27 protein-coding genes are annotated in these 16,973 nt (G+C 48.9%); 1 reads left to right on the forward strand and 26 read right to left on the reverse strand.

Translation table 11 applies throughout. The annotated features are described in order from the left end of the window. The 26 genes from rplQ to rplC all read right to left on the reverse strand — a co-directional run bounded on the left by rplQ (nt 1) and on the right by rplC (nt 15,958). On the reverse strand, nt 1-351 hold the full coding sequence (gene rplQ / locus QUB12_RS09630; RefSeq protein ID WP_242719721.1) for a 50S ribosomal protein L17: 351 nt from the start codon (nt 349-351) through the stop codon (nt 1-3). Nucleotides 352-475: 124 nt separating this feature from the next. Then, entirely contained in the window at nt 476-1,420 is a 945-nt protein-coding gene (locus QUB12_RS09635) for a DNA-directed RNA polymerase subunit alpha (protein ID WP_332958426.1), read from the reverse strand. A gap of 174 nt (nt 1,421-1,594) precedes the next feature. Next, nucleotides 1,595-1,993, reverse strand: a complete 399-nt coding sequence (gene rpsK / locus QUB12_RS09640; protein WP_332978136.1) for a 30S ribosomal protein S11 — start codon at nt 1,991-1,993, stop codon at nt 1,595-1,597. An 84-nt stretch (nt 1,994-2,077) separates the two neighbouring features. Next, nucleotides 2,078-2,461 carry a 30S ribosomal protein S13 gene (gene rpsM, locus QUB12_RS09645; RefSeq protein ID WP_006634981.1) on the reverse strand — a complete coding sequence of 128 codons (384 nt, stop codon included), beginning with the start codon at nt 2,459-2,461 and terminating at the stop codon, nt 2,078-2,080. Nucleotides 2,462-2,544: 83 nt separating this feature from the next. Next, a complete protein-coding gene (gene rpmJ, locus QUB12_RS09650; protein WP_015178722.1) occupies nt 2,545-2,658 on the reverse strand; it encodes a 50S ribosomal protein L36 in 114 nt (37 codons plus the stop codon). Nucleotides 2,659-3,031: 373 nt separating this feature from the next. After that, nucleotides 3,032-3,256, reverse strand: coding sequence for a translation initiation factor IF-1 (gene infA / locus QUB12_RS09655; protein ID WP_006276978.1), 225 nt, complete (start codon nt 3,254-3,256; stop codon nt 3,032-3,034). A gap of 293 nt (nt 3,257-3,549) precedes the next feature. Then, on the reverse strand, nt 3,550-4,134 hold the full coding sequence (locus QUB12_RS09660; protein ID WP_333142826.1) for an adenylate kinase: 585 nt from the start codon (nt 4,132-4,134) through the stop codon (nt 3,550-3,552). A 5-nt stretch (nt 4,135-4,139) separates the two neighbouring features. Continuing rightward, complete coding sequence (secY, locus tag QUB12_RS09665) at nt 4,140-5,444, reverse strand: preprotein translocase subunit SecY (protein ID WP_333142827.1); 1,305 nt, start codon at nt 5,442-5,444, stop codon at nt 4,140-4,142. Nucleotides 5,445-5,547: 103 nt separating this feature from the next. Next, nucleotides 5,548-5,994 carry a 50S ribosomal protein L15 gene (gene rplO / locus QUB12_RS09670; RefSeq protein WP_006634984.1) on the reverse strand — a complete coding sequence of 149 codons (447 nt, stop codon included), beginning with the start codon at nt 5,992-5,994 and terminating at the stop codon, nt 5,548-5,550. 146 nt (nt 5,995-6,140) lie between these two features. Continuing rightward, a complete protein-coding gene (gene rpsE, locus QUB12_RS09675; RefSeq protein ID WP_190745441.1) occupies nt 6,141-6,689 on the reverse strand; it encodes a 30S ribosomal protein S5 in 549 nt (182 codons plus the stop codon). Nucleotides 6,690-6,851: 162 nt separating this feature from the next. Continuing rightward, the gene (rplR, locus tag QUB12_RS09680; protein WP_333142828.1) at nt 6,852-7,214 is read right to left on the reverse strand and encodes a 50S ribosomal protein L18; all 363 of its coding nucleotides are present in this window, start codon (nt 7,212-7,214) and stop codon (nt 6,852-6,854) included. 316 nt (nt 7,215-7,530) lie between these two features. Beyond that, nucleotides 7,531-8,079 carry a 50S ribosomal protein L6 gene (rplF, locus tag QUB12_RS09685; protein WP_333039622.1) on the reverse strand — a complete coding sequence of 183 codons (549 nt, stop codon included), beginning with the start codon at nt 8,077-8,079 and terminating at the stop codon, nt 7,531-7,533. A 122-nt stretch (nt 8,080-8,201) separates the two neighbouring features. Then, complete coding sequence (gene rpsH, locus QUB12_RS09690; RefSeq protein ID WP_190657976.1) at nt 8,202-8,606, reverse strand: 30S ribosomal protein S8; 405 nt, start codon at nt 8,604-8,606, stop codon at nt 8,202-8,204. 22 nt (nt 8,607-8,628) lie between these two features. Next, nucleotides 8,629-9,174 (reverse strand): 50S ribosomal protein L5, encoded by a 546-nt coding sequence (gene rplE / locus QUB12_RS09695; RefSeq protein ID WP_006634989.1) that lies wholly within the window; start codon nt 9,172-9,174, stop codon nt 8,629-8,631. Nucleotides 9,175-9,348: 174 nt separating this feature from the next. Next, complete coding sequence (gene rplX / locus QUB12_RS09700) at nt 9,349-9,711, reverse strand: 50S ribosomal protein L24 (protein WP_333057790.1); 363 nt, start codon at nt 9,709-9,711, stop codon at nt 9,349-9,351. Between the two features lies 1 nt (nt 9,712). Beyond that, nucleotides 9,713-10,081, reverse strand: a complete 369-nt coding sequence (rplN, locus tag QUB12_RS09705) for a 50S ribosomal protein L14 (protein ID WP_333101805.1) — start codon at nt 10,079-10,081, stop codon at nt 9,713-9,715. 88 nt (nt 10,082-10,169) lie between these two features. After that, nucleotides 10,170-10,418, reverse strand: coding sequence for a 30S ribosomal protein S17 (gene rpsQ, locus QUB12_RS09710; RefSeq protein ID WP_006634992.1), 249 nt, complete (start codon nt 10,416-10,418; stop codon nt 10,170-10,172). Between the two features lie 38 nt (nt 10,419-10,456). Then, the gene (gene rpmC / locus QUB12_RS09715) at nt 10,457-10,768 is read right to left on the reverse strand and encodes a 50S ribosomal protein L29 (RefSeq protein WP_333101806.1); all 312 of its coding nucleotides are present in this window, start codon (nt 10,766-10,768) and stop codon (nt 10,457-10,459) included. A gap of 160 nt (nt 10,769-10,928) precedes the next feature. After that, nucleotides 10,929-11,348, reverse strand: coding sequence for a 50S ribosomal protein L16 (rplP, locus tag QUB12_RS09720; protein WP_333057788.1), 420 nt, complete (start codon nt 11,346-11,348; stop codon nt 10,929-10,931). Between the two features lie 115 nt (nt 11,349-11,463). Then, nucleotides 11,464-12,192 carry a 30S ribosomal protein S3 gene (gene rpsC / locus QUB12_RS09725; protein ID WP_242719701.1) on the reverse strand — a complete coding sequence of 243 codons (729 nt, stop codon included), beginning with the start codon at nt 12,190-12,192 and terminating at the stop codon, nt 11,464-11,466. A 114-nt stretch (nt 12,193-12,306) separates the two neighbouring features. Beyond that, nucleotides 12,307-12,666: a 50S ribosomal protein L22 gene (rplV, locus tag QUB12_RS09730; RefSeq protein WP_015178707.1), complete on the reverse strand. Its 360-nt coding sequence runs from the start codon at nt 12,664-12,666 to the stop codon at nt 12,307-12,309. A gap of 98 nt (nt 12,667-12,764) precedes the next feature. After that, entirely contained in the window at nt 12,765-13,046 is a 282-nt protein-coding gene (rpsS, locus tag QUB12_RS09735) for a 30S ribosomal protein S19 (protein ID WP_006634997.1), read from the reverse strand. 113 nt (nt 13,047-13,159) lie between these two features. Next, the gene (gene rplB, locus QUB12_RS09740) at nt 13,160-14,023 is read right to left on the reverse strand and encodes a 50S ribosomal protein L2 (RefSeq protein ID WP_333057787.1); all 864 of its coding nucleotides are present in this window, start codon (nt 14,021-14,023) and stop codon (nt 13,160-13,162) included. Nucleotides 14,024-14,198: 175 nt separating this feature from the next. Then, a complete protein-coding gene (locus QUB12_RS09745) occupies nt 14,199-14,507 on the reverse strand; it encodes a 50S ribosomal protein L23 (RefSeq protein WP_006634999.1) in 309 nt (102 codons plus the stop codon). Beyond that, nucleotides 14,500-15,132 (reverse strand): 50S ribosomal protein L4, encoded by a 633-nt coding sequence (gene rplD, locus QUB12_RS09750; RefSeq protein WP_190657994.1) that lies wholly within the window; start codon nt 15,130-15,132, stop codon nt 14,500-14,502. Before rplD ends, QUB12_RS09745 begins: the two co-directional genes overlap by 8 nt. Before the next feature lie 190 nt (nt 15,133-15,322). After that, nucleotides 15,323-15,958 carry a 50S ribosomal protein L3 gene (gene rplC / locus QUB12_RS09755; RefSeq protein WP_333039608.1) on the reverse strand — a complete coding sequence of 212 codons (636 nt, stop codon included), beginning with the start codon at nt 15,956-15,958 and terminating at the stop codon, nt 15,323-15,325. A 431-nt stretch (nt 15,959-16,389) separates the two neighbouring features. On the opposite strand from rplC, the gene QUB12_RS09760 reads away from it, so the two are divergent. Next, the gene (locus QUB12_RS09760; RefSeq protein WP_333306546.1) at nt 16,390-16,866 is read left to right on the forward strand and encodes an NAD(P)H-quinone oxidoreductase subunit N; all 477 of its coding nucleotides are present in this window, start codon (nt 16,390-16,392) and stop codon (nt 16,864-16,866) included. The last annotated feature ends 107 nt before the right edge of the window (nt 16,867-16,973 follow it).

Below are 16,973 nucleotides of genomic sequence, written 5' to 3' on the forward strand. Positions count from 1 at the left end.
TTAAACCAGTTCAACGATCGCCATTTCGGAATTGTCTCCTTGACGGGGGACTGTTCGTACTACGCGGGTGTAGCCCCCGTTGCGCGAGCCGTACCGTTCTTGTGCCGCCTCAAACAAGGCGTGTACTAACTGTTTATCGTAGATATAGCCCATAGCTTGGCGGCGAGCGGCCAAGGAGCCATCTTTTGCCAGGGTAATCATCCTGTCCGCCTCTGAACGCAGCGCTTTGGCGCGGGCGAGAGTGGTAGTGATTTTACCGTGGCGGATTAATTCGGTGGTCAGCGAGCGCAGTAGGGCGCGGCGCTGGTCAGCCGGTTTGCTGAGTTGGGGAACGCGACAGCGGTGACGCATAGCAGTTGGTAATTGGTAATTGGTAATTGGGCGCCGGGATAGTCCGCGATCTAGGGGGGTGAATTCTTTAACTTAAAAACTCACCTACTTAAAATTCAGAACTTTTTTACCCGTTACCCGTTGATTAACTTTTAGCTGATTTTTCCTGTGGCAAGGTAATGCCCAAGCGTTTTTGTAAAGCTTCAATCACTTCTTCTGCGGACTTCTGCCCGAAATTCTTGATCTCGAGCAAGTCTTCTTGGGTATAATCCAATAAGTCTGCGACTGAGTTGATCTGAGCCCGCTTGAGACAGTTGTAAGCCCGGACGGACAACTGCAATTCTTCGATCGGAATTTGGCTAGTAGGATCGGCTTCACCGGGATACTCTGGTTTGAGAGAATCTTGGGTGATGTCTTTGAGAGGTGCAAATAAATCTACCAGGATGTGGGCAGATTGACTCAAAGCTTCTTGAGGCGTCACGCTGCCATCAGTCCAGATTTCCATAATCAGCCGGTCTTTCTCGACCGTGCCGCCTACCCTAGCATCTTCAACGCTGTAGTTGACTCTGCGAATCGGCATAAAGATGGCGTCAATTTGGAGAAAATCCAAAGCCGATCCATCATCGCGACTGCGGTCTACTGCTCGGTATCCGATGCCTTTTTCAATTCTGAATTCCATTTCCAGAACTGAGCCTGGGGAGAGAGTTGCAATGTACTGGGATCGATCGATCAATTCCACCTCTGAGGGCAAATCGAATCGATCGGCCGTTACTGTTACAGGCCCCTCAATCCGCAACCTGCCGATTTGCGGCTGCTGAGAATGAGTTTTGAGGACGACCTCTTTCATGTTCAGGAGAATTTCTAGAACATCCTCACGTACCCCTTCGATCGTGGCAAACTCGTGATTGACGCCCGCGATTCGGACTGAAGTTACTGCTGTTCCTTCCAAATTTGACAGCAGAACTCGCCGAAGCGCATTCCCAACAGTTGTTCCCTGACCGCGATCGAGCGGTTCCAGGACGAATTTTCCGTACTGACTCCGGTCTTTGTCAGTGTTAGACTCTATACATTCAATTTGAAACTGCGCCACGGAGTGACCTCCCTTTTCCACTGTGGATTTTTGATTTTTGATTTTAGATTGCAGAGCATACCCCTGAATGGATTTCGGATTTTGGATGGACGGGGCAACAGTTAGAAGCATTAGTTTTTGACTTTAAGCAGTTAGCCATTATCCAAAATCTAAAATCTAAAATCTCAAATCGTTTTAGACTCTACGCCGCTTGGGAGGGCGACAGCCGTTGTGAGGAATTGGGGTAACATCTCTAATCAGGGTAATTTCCAGTCCCGCCCCTTGCAGCGCCCGAATAGCAGTTTCTCGACCTGCTCCGGGTCCGCTCACCATTACTTCTATTTGGCGCATTCCTTGGTCATTGGCTCTGCGGGCAGCACTTTCTGCTGCTGTTTGAGCCGCAAAGGGAGTGCCCTTCTTAGCTCCTTTAAAACCGCTGGAACCTGCGGATGCCCAGGATATCACTTCGCCGTTGAGGTCGGTAATAGTTACAATCGTGTTGTTAAAGGTAGACTGGATGTAGCCTACCCCATTGGGTACATTCCGTTTCTGCTTTTTTGCACCAGATTTCTTGCCTGTTTGTGGTCGCGCCATATTAGTCTCTTTAACGTTTCTCTCAACTAATGTCCCGAAGCGCTAGGAGCCAGCAGCCCCCAGCGTATTTTTCCCAAAAAGATGTTACTTCTTGGAAGGAGCCTTTTTCTTGCCCGCAACTGTTCGGCGGACGCCACGACGGGTTCTGGCGTTGGTACGGGTTCGTTGTCCCCGCACCGGCAGACCCAAACGGTGACGCCGACCGCGATAAGTTCCGATGTCCATCAGGCGCTTGATGTTCATTGACTCCCAGCGCCGGAGGTCTCCTTCGATTTGGTATGTTGTTTCTACATGAGCCCGCAGAGCTGTCACGTCGGCCTCTGTTAAATCCTTGACGCGAGTGTCAGGATTTACGCCTGTTGCAGCGATAATTTTTTGGGCCCGCGACAAGCCTATTCCGTAAATGTATGTCAGACCTATTTCGACGCGCTTATCGCGTGGAAGGTCTACCCCGGCAATCCGTGCCACACTTTTTGTCTCCCTAGTTTTCCTGTTTGGCTACAATGTTCAATTAGGATGCACCTGGGTGCAGTGCCCAATCTTCTTTTTTTCTAACCTTGGCGTTGTTTGTGTTTCGGGTTAGTGCATATCACCATCACTCGACCGCGACGGCGGATGACGCGACATTTCTCACAAATTTTTTTGACAGATGCTCGAACTTTCATCTTTCTTCCTGCCTGGAGAACCCCGCTCTACCGGAGAACAGGCACGCTGGGACTGCCCGTAGAGCGGTGGGAGGAGAGGCTGGGCAAGGTGTAGACCTCTCCTCGATTAAATTGTATAAAGTGCGGGTTGTTTCATGAAGGAGCCCGCTTGCACCCACTCCCATTGCTGGGGTAAAGTTCGCCTGCACAAAACAAAAATGTTGGCGAGCGATACTTTTACGGCGTAGCAATGACTTAACCCGGTACACCGGTGGGTTGTTGACGCCCTTCTCGGCAACACTACAAACGTAGCATTATAGCATAAATTTGAAGCTTTTTACCAAATTCTCTCTAATTAAACTTAGAATTAGTTTTTAGAAAGTTTTATCTAAGCCTATTTTTTCCGAAGGCGATAAGTAATCCTGCCTTTGGTCAAGTCGTAGGGAGTCAATTCGACTTTGACGCGATCGCCAGGCAGAATTTTGATGTAGTTGCGGCGGATCTTGCCGGAAATGTGAGCTAGCACGTTAAACCCATTATCTAGGTCAACGCGAAACATCGCATTGGGCAGGGATTCCGTCACTGTCCCTTCCATTTCAATTAAATCTTGCTTAGACAATTTGGTATTTACCTCAACTCTACATTTGATTAACTAGGAGTGTCCCGGCGTGAGCCTCAAAACCTATTTACTGGTAGGAGTCCAACGGGAACGGGGGGCAATAATTAGGGCGCCTCGTTCGACTTCTTGACTCAACCAACGGATCGCTTTAGCTTTACTTGAGTAAAGTTGTGGCAATTAGTATCGAGTTCAATCCGGTCTCTAGCAACCCTCACAAAACCTGATAGCACAAAAAGCTCCTAGTTAACATATCTTAGCAAAAGCTTGTGAGTAACAAGCTGTATTGAGAGGGTTCAAGAGTCGATCGAGAGAGATTGTTGCAGTTCTGCGGTGACTAATTCCATTGCTCGATCGCCATCAACCGCAACTAACTGTTGGCGGCCGCTGTAAAAATCAATCAAAGGCTCAGTTTGTTCGCGATAAACTTGCAACCTGCGGCGGATCGTCTCCTCATTGTCATCCTGCCGGCCCCGCGACAGCAGGCGAGACACCAAAATGTCGTCAGGCACGTCAAGATTAACAGCTTTGAGACCCGATTTTGGGTTGGGTGTACTCCCCTCGGCACCGCTAAGCTCCAGCAGCAGTTTGTCTAAAAAAGTTGCCTGGGCGACTGTGCGGGGAAAGCCGTCAAGAATCCAGCCCGCATTAGCGTCCGGTTCATTCAAGCGTTCCTGCACGATATCCATCAGCAATTGGTCGGGAACCAACTCACCCCTGTCCATGTAAGCTTGCGCCTTTAGACCCAAGGCAGTTTTCGCCACCACGCAGGCGCGCAGGATTTCGCCCGTAGAAATGTGGGGTATTTTCCAGAGAGCGCCTAATATCTGAGCCTGAGTTCCCTTTCCCGCCCCTGGAGGCCCCATGAAAATAAATTGCATTGCGATTACTTCACCATTCCTTCATATCGTTGGGAGATGACGTAAGTTTGAATTTGCTTAGCAGTTTCGATCGCCACACCTACTAGAATCAGTAGGGAAGTTGCGCCAAAACCTCTAAAAGTTTGCACGCCGATCGCGCTTTCTACAGCAGTTGGTACAATGGCCACCAGACCGAGAAAAATCGCTCCCAAGAAAGTCAAACGGTTCAAAACCTTCTCCACATAATCACTCGTTTTCTGACCCGGACGAATTCCAGGAATGCTGGCGCCCATTTTTTTCAAGTTCTGAGACATATCTACGGGGTTGACAATCAACGAAGCGTAGAAATAGCTGAAGAACAGAATCAAAGTCAGATAAAACAGCGCGTAAGCCCAAGGCGTCGGCCCGTTCGGACTCAAAACATTAGCAACTTGAACCAAAAACGGGTTATTGAGAGACTGAGCGAGGAAAGAAGGCACAATCAACACCGAAGATGCAAAAATAATCGGCATCACTCCGCCTTGATTCAAGCGCAGGGGCAGATAACTCCGGCTCTCCCGATAAACTTTGCGGCCGACTTGGCGGCGGGCCGAAATAATCGGAATGCGGCGAGTACCTTCCTGAACAAAAACAATCCCGACAATCGTCACCAAAAAGACCAGCAGCAGAACGACTACACGGCCGACAACTTGCGTGTCCCCACTTTGAGCCAATTCAAAAGTTTGTCCCAAAGAGCGCGGCAATACCGAGACAATATTGATAAAAATCAGCAGCGAGGCTCCGTTCCCGATACCTCGCTCCGTCACCACTTCCGATATCCACATCACAAACATGGAGCCGGCTGTCAGAGCCAAAGCAGTTTGTGCTATGAATAAAGGCGATGGAGATTGAGCAAAAGGGCTGACCCAAATCGCAATGCCAATACTTTGCAAAATTGCCCAGCCCAAAGAAACGTAGCGAGTAATTTGAGAAATCTTGCGCCGCCCTGCTTCTCCTTCATTTTTCTGCAACTCTTCTAAGCTTGGCAGAGCCGCCGTTAGAAGTTGCACAATAATTGAAGCATTAATGTAGGGCAAAATCCCCAGCGCGAAAATCCCCAAAGCTGACAAGCCACCTCCTGAGAACAAATCCAAAAAGCCAATTAAAGGGCTATTTTCGACGTTTTGGGCAAAGGCGACTCGATCGATGCCGGGGACTGGCAAGTGGACACCCAGGCGTACTAAAATCAGTAAGCCAATGGTTACGAGGATGCGGCCTCGTAAACCAGCAGCTTGAGCCATCTGCATGAACGTCTCTTGTGCAGTTGGCGCTTTCTCTCTACTAACGTCCATAGTTACGATTTGGGATTTTAGATTTGGGATTTTCGACTAAATCATTTTCTGATAGCAAGAAGAGAGGATTTGAGATTTGGACATACTCTCAAACCTCAAATCTTCACGCAACTAATTCGCAACTTCCGCCTGCAGCTTCAATTTTTGTGCGAGCACCTGCGGTAAAAGCCGAGGCGCGCACTTGCAAAGGTACATTCAGTTCACCATCTCCTAAGATTTTCAGCGGCCCATCGTCTGTGGTGACAATTTTGGCTTGGATCAAAGAGGTGAGAGTAACTTCGGTGTTTGCTGGCAGCGATGCTAATTTACTTACATTAATGGTAGTGTACTCTTTCCGGTTCACTAGAGGGAAGCTTTTCAACTTGGGGAGACGGCGGTAGAGAGGATTTTGACCTCCTTCAAAACCGGGTCTAGTGCCGCTACCGGCTCTAGATTTTTGACCGCGCATCCCTTTGCCGGAGCTCGCGCCTTGACCGGCAGAAATACCTCTGCCCAAGCGTCGGGGGCGCTTTTGGGAGCCTGCTTTGGGTCGGGCGTCTTGCAATCTCATAGTTTTAGTAATTGGTAATTGGTAATTGGTATTTAGAGAGGGGGTACGCAGTAGTTTTGAGTGCGTGAGTTTTGAGTTGCGGATTTTTTTATTTTCACCGCAAGCACTTAACACTCAAAACTTACAGTTTCCCGTTCTCGCGTGCCCTAACCGTAGAGATTTTCTACTGGAATTCCGCGCTCTTGAGCAACTTCGGACAAGGTGCGGAGGGTGGAGAGGGCATTGACTGCGGCTCGGGCGTTGTTTAAGGGATTTCCAGAACCTAGCTGTTTGGCTAAGATATTGCGGACTCCTGCGAGTTCGAGAACAGTTCGCACTGCTCCCCCTGCAATTACCCCGGTTCCCGGAGCGGCCGGCCGCATCATGACTTTAGCTCCGCCACCGTCACCGTTGATGGGGTGAGGGATGGAGTTAGATTTGGTGAGGGGGACTTCAATTAGGTGCTTTTTGCCGTCAGCGACGCCTTTTTTAACGGCACCGATTACGTCGCTAGCTTTGCCGACTCCTACTCCAACTTGACCGCGTTCGTTGCCGATAATGACTATGGCGCGGAAGCTGAGTTTTTTACCACCTTTGACTACTTTGGTAACGCGCCGAATCTGAACAACCCGTTCTTGCCATTCGGATTCTTTTTCGCGCCCTTTGTTGTTGCTGCTGCTTTTTTTCTTGTTGCGCTGTTCTTTTTGTTCTGCCATAGTTTTGTCCTGTGGGAATTAGTAATTGGTGAAAGGCGATCGGCAAGTGGTAATTGTTTGAGTAAAAAGTAAAAATAGAAGAAATCTGGATTTTGCCTTTTAACTTTCAACTTTTGACTTTTTACTTTTTAATTACTCATTACCCGCTACCCATTACCCCCTCTAAAAGTCTAACCCGGCTTCGCGAGCTGCTTCTGCGAGGGCTTTGACACGACCGTGATAGAGGTTGCCCCCCCGATCGAATACGACTTTGACTATGCCAGCGCTGGAACAGCGTTTGGCAATCAACTGACCGACTTGCACGCTCGCGGAGCAGTTGCCGCCAGAACTGAGAGCTGACTTCAATTCGGGATCGAGGGTTGACGCAGCAGCCAAAGTGTGCTGTGCCGTGTCGTCGATTACTTGAGCGTAGATGTGCTGATCTGAGCGAAATACCGCTAGTCTGGGACGTTCGGAGGTGCCGAACACCTTGCGCCGCACCCGGCGGTGTCTGCGCTGGACTGATTCTTTGCGAGTAAGCTTCATATAAATACTCGGTAAATGGGAAACGAGCGAGTCTTTAGACCTGAGAGAGAAATGACACTTCGGATTTGCTCCTCGGAGCCTCCCTTGCGGGGTGATGTTAGCTTCGCCAATGTTTTAAGAGCTTTTTAGACTTGCAACACTATCTCAGTGACCTTAAGACTGTTTAGTTGCAAATGACAGAGCAGGGAACTAGCTACGCATTCTCCCGGTGTCGTGACTCCAAAAACGTAGACATCGAAAGTCTTAGGCTGGTCAGTATGGCTTGCGGGAATTGCCCCTACAAGCGAGCGTGTCTTTAGACCTGGGTTACTGACGGTTACTTCTTACCTGTTTTGCCTGTTTTACCAGCTTTGCGACGGACAACTTCGCCACTGTAGCGAATGCCTTTTCCCTTGTAGACTTCGGGCGGACGCACCGCACGGATGCGGGCTGCTGTATTGCCTACGAGTTCTTTGTCAATGCCGGAGACAATGACGTTGGTGTTGCCTTCAACTGCCATTGTGATGCCTTCTGGAGGGGGCATTTCAACGGGTTTGCTGTAACCGACGTTTAAAATCAGGTTCCGTCCTTGAACCTGTGCCCGATAACCTGTGCCGATAATTTCGAGACGCCGCTGAAAACCTTGAGATACACCTTCGACCATGTTGGCGACTAGGGTGCGGCACAAGCCGTGCAGTTGTCTGGCGACGCGAGATTCGTCTCTGCGGGTAACGAGTAAAGTCTCGCCTTCAATTCCCATGAGGATTTCGGCTGGGATAACTCGGGAAAGTTCACCTTTAGGGCCTTTGACGGCTACTTTTTGACCGTCTAGGGTGACGGTGACTTTCGTGGGGATGCTAATCGGACGCTTGCCAATTCGCGACATAGTTTTTTGTCCTTTGTTTTTAGTTATTAGTCCTTGATTATTAGTGCTTAGTTATTAGTCCTTAGTGATTGATTTTTGAGTCTGTTGCCAACGACCAGTGACTAATGACTAATGACTAATGACTACCAAACATAACAAAGCACTTCACCGCCCAAACCTTGGCGTCGAGCTTCTCGATCGGTCATAATGCCGCTGGAGGTAGAAATAATGGCTATGCCAATTCCGCCTAACACTCTGGGCAATTCTTTACGGTTCGAGTAAACGCGCAGTCCTGGTTTGCTGACTCGCTTAAGTGCCGTGATAATGGGCTTGCGAGTTTTACCTTTGTACTTTAGAGAAAGCACTAAATGTCGCTTGACCCCTTCTGCTTCTGCTTCTTCAAATTCGCCGATGAAGCCTTCACTTTTGAGGACTTGGGCGATGCTGCGGGTCATTTTTGTAGCTGGAATTTGCGTTGTTTGGTGGCGCGCCATGCAAGAATTGCGAATGCGCGTCAACATATCTGCTATGGTATCGTTAGCTGCCATCTTTTGCTTCTTACTCTAGTGCTTAGTTGTCCCGGAACGGCATTCCCATTTCTTTAAGCAAGGCGCGTCCTTCTTCGTCGGTGTTTGCTGTGGTGATAATTGAAATGTCCATGCCTCGAATTTGATCGATGCGGTCATATTCTATTTCTGGAAAAATTAGCTGTTCTCTCAGACCCAAGCTGTAGTTGCCGCGCCCGTCGAAGCTTTTGGGGCTGATGCCGCGGAAGTCACGGATTCGGGGGAGTGCGAGGTTGATCAGCCGATCGAGAAAATCGTACATCCGATCGCCGCGCAGCGTCACCATAACGCCGACGGGTACTCCTTTGCGGATTTTGAAGCCTGCGATCGCTTTTTTCGCCCGCGTCACCACTGGTTTTTGACCGGTGATGATGCCAATTTCGTTGATCGACGAATCCAGTGCCTTAGCGTTTTGAGATGCTTCTCCCAAACCGCGGTTCACTGTGACTTTGACGAGTTTGGGGACCTGATGGATATTAGTATATTTAAACTGATCCATCAGTGTGGGAACGATTTTTCCTTGATAAAGAACCTTGAGTTTGTCCGGCATAGTTTTTGTGTTTCGTTAACTGTCCCTGGGCTTGGTCAGGGAATTATTAGTTGTCAGTTGACTGTTGTCAGTTGTCCGTTGTCAGTTGTCCGTTGACTGTTGTCCGTTGACTGTTGTCAGGAAAGCATTTGTCTAATGACTAATGACTAATGACTAATGACTAATGACTAATGACTAATTATCGATGATTTCTCCAGTTTTTTTGAGCTGTCGCAGTTTCCGGCCATCTTCGCTAAATGTATAGCAAACGCGGCTAGCTATTTTTTCTTTTTCGGAATAGTGCATGACATTGGAGCTGTGAATGGGAGCCTCAAACGTGAGTATTTTCCCGGACTCTCCCTCTTGCTGGGGCTTGACGTGCTTGGTTCTGATGTTTACACCTTTAACAATTACTTTGCTGACTTTAGGATATGTCTTTAAGATTTCTCCGACTTTTCCTTTCTCTTTGCCAGTAATTATTTGCACGGTGTCGCCTGCTTTGACGTGCATTCTGTAGCGCTGCGGCTCGCTAGTTGGTTTACCCTTTTTTCCGTACATTTTAAAGTACCTCCGGGGCTAAGGAAACGATTTTAGTAAAGTTTTTGTCGCGCAGTTCGCGGGCGACGGGGCCGAAGACGCGCGTGCCTTTGGGGTTGCCGTCTACGTTGATAATAACGGCGGCGTTATCGTCAAAACGAATGCTCATGCCACTGTCGCGGCGCAAACCTTTGCGGGTTCTGACAACGACGGCCCGAACGACATCTGATTTTTTGACGGCCATATTGGGGATGGCGTCTTTGACGACGGCAATGATAACATCGCCGACTCCGCCGTAGCGACGGTTGCCGCCTCCCAATACGCGGATGCACATCAGTTTGCGGGCTCCGCTATTGTCGGCGACATTGAGGTATGTCTGGGGTTGAATCATGGTGATTGTTGACTGTTAACTGTTGACTGTTGACGGCTAATTGATTAATCAAGTACCGATCGGGCGATCGCGAGATCGCAATTAACTGTTAGCCGTTTTTTGTCCCGAAAATCTCAGCAACCGTCCAACGTTTGGTTTTGCTCAGTGGTCTAGTTTCAGTGATGCGAACGCGATCGCCCGATTTGCACTGATTTTCTTCGTCATGAGCTTTGTAGCGCTTGGTGCGGACTACGATTTTGCCGTATTTGGTGTGGGAGGAGCGGTTTTCGATTGCTACCACGACGGTTTTATCCATCTTGTCGCTGACTACTACGCCAACTCGTTCTTTAATTGCCATAGCTACCTATTTTTGTTGTGCAATTGACTTGTTTTTAGCTACTGTGCGATCGTCGGCTCGGCTGCTTCTGACTCTTGGCTGACTGCTGCGGTTGCAGCAGGCTGTGCTACCTGTTTAGCTGCGGCTGATTTTGCTGCTGCTTCTTTCTCAGCAACGATTTGGCGCTCGCGTTCAACTGTCATCAATTGAGCTAGGCGGTGTTTGGCGTGCTTGAACAGGTGAGGCTTTTCCATGCGGCCGGTAGCTTGCTGGAGCCGCAATTCCATTAGTTGGCGCTTGACGGCTAAAATTTGCTCTGCTACTGCAGCATCGCTTAATTCTCTAGCTTCTTTAATCTTGGTCAAAGACATAATTGTGTGCTTTCTCGTTAGCGAGCGGTATGACAGAAGACAGAATTGTCTCGCTTGGCTGAAGGTCGAAGGAAAGAAAAGTTATGAAAGCCAGATTTTAAAATGCTGTAGCCGTTTAAAATGCTGATTAATACAGACCTAATTCTACCTTCGCTCTTCGCTATGACTGGTCTTCTTCGCGAGTGATGAACTTGGTTTTAATTGGTAATTTGAAAGATGCCAAACGCATTGCTTCGCGGGCAGTTTCTTCACTTACGCCGCCAATTTCAAACATTACCCGGCCCGGTTTGACCACGGCAACCCAAAACTCTGGTGAGCCTTTACCAGAACCCATCCGGGTTTCTGCTGCGCGCTGGGTGACTGGTTTGTCGGGAAAAATGCGAATCCAGATTTTGCCGCCCCGGCGGATATAACGGGTCATGGCGCGCCGTCCGGCTTCTATTTGGCGGGAAGTAATCCAGGCGGGTTCGACTGCTTGGAGCGCGAAGTCGCCAAAGCTAACTGTGTTGCCGCGGGTGGCAACACCGCTCATTCGCCCGCGCTGTTGTTTGCGGAATTTGGTTCTTTTAGGGCTTAACATGGCGAAAGGGAGTTGGGTAATTGGTAATTGGTAATTGGTAATTGGTGATTGCTAATTGCTAATTGGTTTGGAACAACTGACAATTAACAAGTGACAACTAACAGTTAACAATTAGCTAGCCTTCGTTCGATCGATCTTCAAAGTTCTGGCGACGGCGCTTTTGTTTGGTGCGGGGCACTGCTGCATTTGGTGCAGCCTCTTGTTCCTGTCCGGGAATAATTTCGCCTTTGAAAACCCAAACTTTAATGCCCAGAATACCGTAGATGGTTTGAGCAGTGCAGTAGGAGTAGTCGATGTCAGCCCGCAGCGTGTGCAAGGGGACTCTTCCTTCGCGCGTCCATTCGGTACGGGCGATTTCTGCGCCGTTGAGGCGTCCGCTGACTTGAATTTTGATGCCTTGGATGCCGACTTTTTGGGCGCGGGTGATTGCTTGGCGGACTACTCGGCGGAAGGATACGCGCCGTTCTAGTTGCTGAGCGATGTATTCCGCGATCAGTGTGGCATCGGCGTCTACTCGCTGAACTTCGACGACGTTGATGCGGATTTGGCGGTTGCTACCGAGTTGCTGCTGCAAACCGACGCGCAAGGTTTCGATGCCTGCTCCGCCGCGGCCTACGACAACGCCTGGTCTGGCGGTGAAGACTTCTAGGTCGATTTGATCGGCTTTCCGCTCAATTCTGACCGAGGAAATCCCAGCATTGCTGAGGGTTTTACGAACGTACTTGCGAATTTTATAGTCTTCTTGCAAGAGTTCTGGATAGTTTTTGGGATCAGCAAACCAGCGAGAGCGGTGCTCTTGGGTAATGCCGAGGCGAAAACCAATTGGATGTATTTTTTGGCCCATAATAGTTGATGAGTTAATTGGTAATTGGTAATTGGTAATTGGTAATTGGTAATTTGTGATTACCCATTTTTTTCAACTTTAAGCTGTTTATTACCTATTACGTTTTTCCCTGGTTTAGTTTTCTAGGAGCGGAGCTACTACTACGGTAATGTGACAGGTTGGCTTCCGAATTTGGTAGGCGCGACCTTGAGCGCGGGGTCTAAAGCGTTTGAGGACTGGGCCTTGGTCTGCGTAAGCTTGAGACACTACTAGCTTGGATTTATCCAATCCTGCGTTGTGTTCGGCGTTGGCTACTGCCGATCGCAAAACTTTGACGATTGGTTCGCAGGCGCGGTAGGGCATGAATTCGAGTAAAATCAGCGCTTCTTGATAGCTTTTGCCACGAATTTGGTCGAGGACTCGGCGCACTTTGAAGGGGGATGTTCTGATGTAACGGGCGATCGCCTTAATTTCGGATGTGGTATCTATAGCCATTTCGATTTCGGTAATTGGTAATTGGTAATTGGGCAAAAGGTAATTGGTAATTGGTAATTTTTTTTTTCCGACTACCTATTACCTGTCACCTAATTCGGCTATCTTTTCGCCTTTTTATCACCACTTTTCGCGTGACCTCTAAAGGTGCGAGTGGGGGAAAATTCTCCAAGTTTGTGACCTACCATTTGGTCGGTGAGGTAGACGGGTACGTGCTGTCTGCCGTTGTGAACGGCGATCGTGTGACCTACCATTTGGGGCAGGATTGTGGAAGAGCGCGACCAAGTTTTAATTACTTGTTTTTGGCCGGCGGCGTTGAGTTTTTCGATTTTTGTCATCAGAGCATCTGCGACAAAAGGCCCTTTTTTTAGCGATCGAGACATGATTTTTTTAGTAATTCAGGAGTCATTAGTCAGAATTAAGCAGTCATTGGTCATCAGTCCTCAGTCATTAGTTAGCAGTTAATAACTAAGCACTGAAGACTGCTGACTGATGACTAGCTTTGTCTGCCGCCCTTGCCGCGCTTGGAAGCTTTGCGGCGACGCCGGACTATTAAAGCGTCGCTGCGCTTGTTTTTGCGTCGAGTTTTTGCACCCAATGCTGGTTTACCCCAAGGAGTGACAGGCCCCGGACGCCCAATAGGAGCTCTGCCTTCGCCACCGCCGTGCGGGTGGTCTACCGGGTTCATGACGCTACCGCGAACGGTGGGTCTGCGACCTTTCCAGCGGGTGCGGCCGGCTTTACCCAGGCTGATGTTTCTGGCGTCGGTGTTGCCGACTTGACCGATGGTGGCGTAGCAGTCGGCGCGGACTTTGCGCTGTTCGCCGGATGGCAGTTTGAGGGTGACGTAGCTACCTTCTTTTGCCATTAGCTGAGCGCTGGAGCCGGCGGAGCGAACGATTTGTCCGCCTTTTCCGGGTACTAGCTCGACGTTGTGGATGCTGGTACCGAGGGGAATGTTCTTCAGGGGGAGGGCGTTACCGATTTCGATCGGCGCGTCTGGGCCTGAGACAATTACTGTACCGACGTTTAAGTTGAGCGGGTGCAGGATGTACCGTTTTTCGCCGTCTTTGTAGAACAGGAGGGCGATGCGGGCGTTGCGATTGGGGTCATATTCGATCGCCTTGACGGTAGCGGGAATGCTGTGTTTGTCGCGGCGGAAGTCAATGTCTCTATAAAGCCGTTTGTGACCGCCTCCCCGGTGGCGACAGGTGATGACGCCTCGGTTGTTGCGGCCTTGTTTGGTGTGCTTGTTGCTGGTTAGAGACTTTTCTGGCTCTGATCTGGTAATTTCAGCGAAGTCCGAGACGGTTTGTTCTCGGGTGCTGGAGGTATAAGGTCGGTAAGAACGGATGCCCATAATCGATCTATTTTAGATTTTGGATTTTGGATTTTGGATTTGACGTTTATCGATTTTAGATTTTAGGTTGAAGATTGGCGATCTTTGGTTAACTTACGAGTCTTCTGGTTCGAGAATTTTCACCAGTTAACCGCAATTTAAAATCTAAAATCTAAAATCTAAAATCCAAAATCGTCTAGACTTCTGGGAATAGGAGTTTGCGGATCGAGTCTCCGTCGGTCAGAGTTACGGTTGCTCGCTTGTAACAAGGTTTAAAGCCGACGAATTTGCCAACTCGACGCTTTTTGCGCGGCGGGTTTTGGGTGTTGACGCCGATGACTTTGACCTTAAATAGTTCTTCGATTGCAGCTTTGATTTGAGGCTTGGTCGCTTTGGGGGCTACGTCGAATGTGAATTGATTTAATTCCATCATTCGGGTAGCTTTCTCGGTGAGAATCGGACGCTGGATCAAATCTGCGTAGTCGCGGGGGTCGATTTTACTCACCGTAAATCTCCTGAATTTTAGCTATGGCTGTAGATGTGACGATAATTTTGTCAGCCGCGAGAACGTCGTAAACATTCAGGGATGTTGCCAAGATGACGTTTACTAATTCGATGTTGCGTCCTGATAAGTAGACGTTTGGTTGCGGTTCTGGCAAGATTAACAGAACTTTTGTATCGGGTTCGATGCCCCAGCGGGCGATCGCACTCAGCAATTCTTTGCTTTTGGGTCTCGGAAATTGCTCTGCAAATTCTTCAACCACAATGATGTCTTCGGTGCGACTTTGGAATGCTGTCCGCAAAGCGAGACGGCGTTCCTTTTTGTTCATTTTGACTTCAAAGTCTCTCGGTTTTGGCCCGAAGATGACACCGCCGCCCCGCCACAGCGGAGAACGGATAGAACCTGCTCTGGCTCGACCCGTGCCTTTTTGACGCCAGGGTTTGCGGCCACCGCCTCTGACTTCCGATCGAGTTTTGGTGCAAGCATTTCCTTGACGAGCGTTATTCAGTTGCCGCGTCAATGCTCTGTGAACGATGTGAGACGCATTTTCTTCTTTGGCTACGCGCAGTTCTAAAGTTGTTTCCCCAACTTCTTCGCCTTGCCAATTTCGGACTACACAATTAACCATATCTTTTGTCCTTTGTCTGTTGTTAGTTGTCTGTTGTTAGTTGTCTGTTGTCTGTTGTCTGTTGTCTGTTGTCTGTTCTCAGGTCTTAGTTTTCAGCTCTTAGTTTTCAGCTTTTAGTTCTTAGTTATTGCTTGCTACTAACGGCCAACCACTATCTACTGACTGCTGACTACTGACTACTTACTACTGACTAACGTCCTACTTTTTTCTCAGGCACAACATTGACTAAGGCGCCAGCTTTGCCGGGAACTGCTCCCTTAATTAGCAGTAAATTCTGCTCTGTATCCACCCGGACAATTGTTAGTTTGCGGACGGTGACTTGAACGTTGCCCATACGTCCTGCCATTCTTTTACCGGGATAAACGCGACCAGGAGTAGTTCCAGGTCCGATCGATCCAGGCTCGCGGTGGTTCTTGGAACCGTGAGACATGGGGCCTCGTTTAAAGTTGTGGCGCTTTTGAAAACCTGCAAAACCTTTACCGATGCTTGTACCGATGACATCTACTATTTGTCCCGGTGTAAAGGTATCTGCTTTTAGTTGTTGACCTAATTCAAATGAACTGGTGTCTTCCAATCGGTATTCCTGCAAGTGGCGCAGTGGATTCGCCCCCGACTTGGCAAGGTGTCCTAGTTCTGGCTTGTTGAGAGCCTTTGGTTTGACTTCGTTGTATCCAACTTGAACGGCACCGTAGCCGTCAGTTTGTTTTGTTTTGATTTGAGTTACTGTACAAGGCCCTGCTTGTATGACGGTGACGGGGATGGCTCTCCCTTCGGCGTCAAACACTTGAGTCATGCCTAGTTTAGTGCCAAGAATGCCTACAGACACGGATTTTCTTCCTTTTATTTACGCAAGAGGTTTCGGATTGCGAAGTTTTCGTCAATCCGCTTGCTCTTGTGCAGAAACATTTATTTCAGTGTTCCTGCAATTAACTGTTATCAACCAACAGCCTTCCTCGGTGTTTAAAATTTGAGTTTTAAATTTGGGAGCGAGCTTGTGGAAGTCTTGCAAGGGTTGAGATTCGCGGCTTTTTACCTGCTAGATCTCCGAGTTTTGTCTCGGTCTTGCTTGTTTGCGCCAGGACTTGAGCAGCAAACTACTCAGTATCCTTTACGGCGACAATTCACAATAGTACATGAAGTGTTTGGCGTTTGTCAAGGCCCGGATGAGAATTTTTCGGCTCAACTTTAGCATTTATAATATTTCCAGCTCGCAAGCAGCGATCGACCAAATTTTGATACAGCAGGAAACACAAATTTATGGGACTGATTACGACGGGATCTGATCTAATTCGGGATTTGGAAAAGTCGGGGTCGCTGGCCCTGTACGTTCCTTTAGAGGGAGGATTTGAGGGGCGCTACCTCCGCAGGCTGAGGGCTGCGGGCTACGGTGGGTACACGATTTCGGCGCGGGGTTTGGGTGATTTGGCGATGTATTTGACCGGGGTTCACGGCGTGCGGCCGCCGCATTTGGGCAAAAAAACTACTGGAAATGAAGGGGCTGTGGGTTATACGTACTTCGTGCCGCCGCTGTTGCAAACTCAATTAGACAATTTGCCGCCGAAAGCAAAAGGACTGGTGCTGTGGATTATTGAAGGGCAGATTTTGTCGAGTCAGGAGATTGAGTATTTGACTGTTTTGCCGACGTTAGAACCGCGAGTTAAAATAGCAGTTGAGATGGGGGGCGATCGAGCTTTTAGCTGGAAGCCACTTAAAGATGCTTTAGTTGCAGCTTAAATTCCGGTATTTGCGATCGCAAATCAACTAAAAAACGCAGCGAGCAACTAAAGCTCAACAGCTTCTGCTCGCTGGTTTTGATATTTTTGGAACTTAATTAACAGGAA

Source organism: Microcoleus sp. B7-D4 (assembly GCF_036705125.1).
Lineage (GTDB): Bacteria > Cyanobacteriota > Cyanobacteriia > Cyanobacteriales > Microcoleaceae > Microcoleus.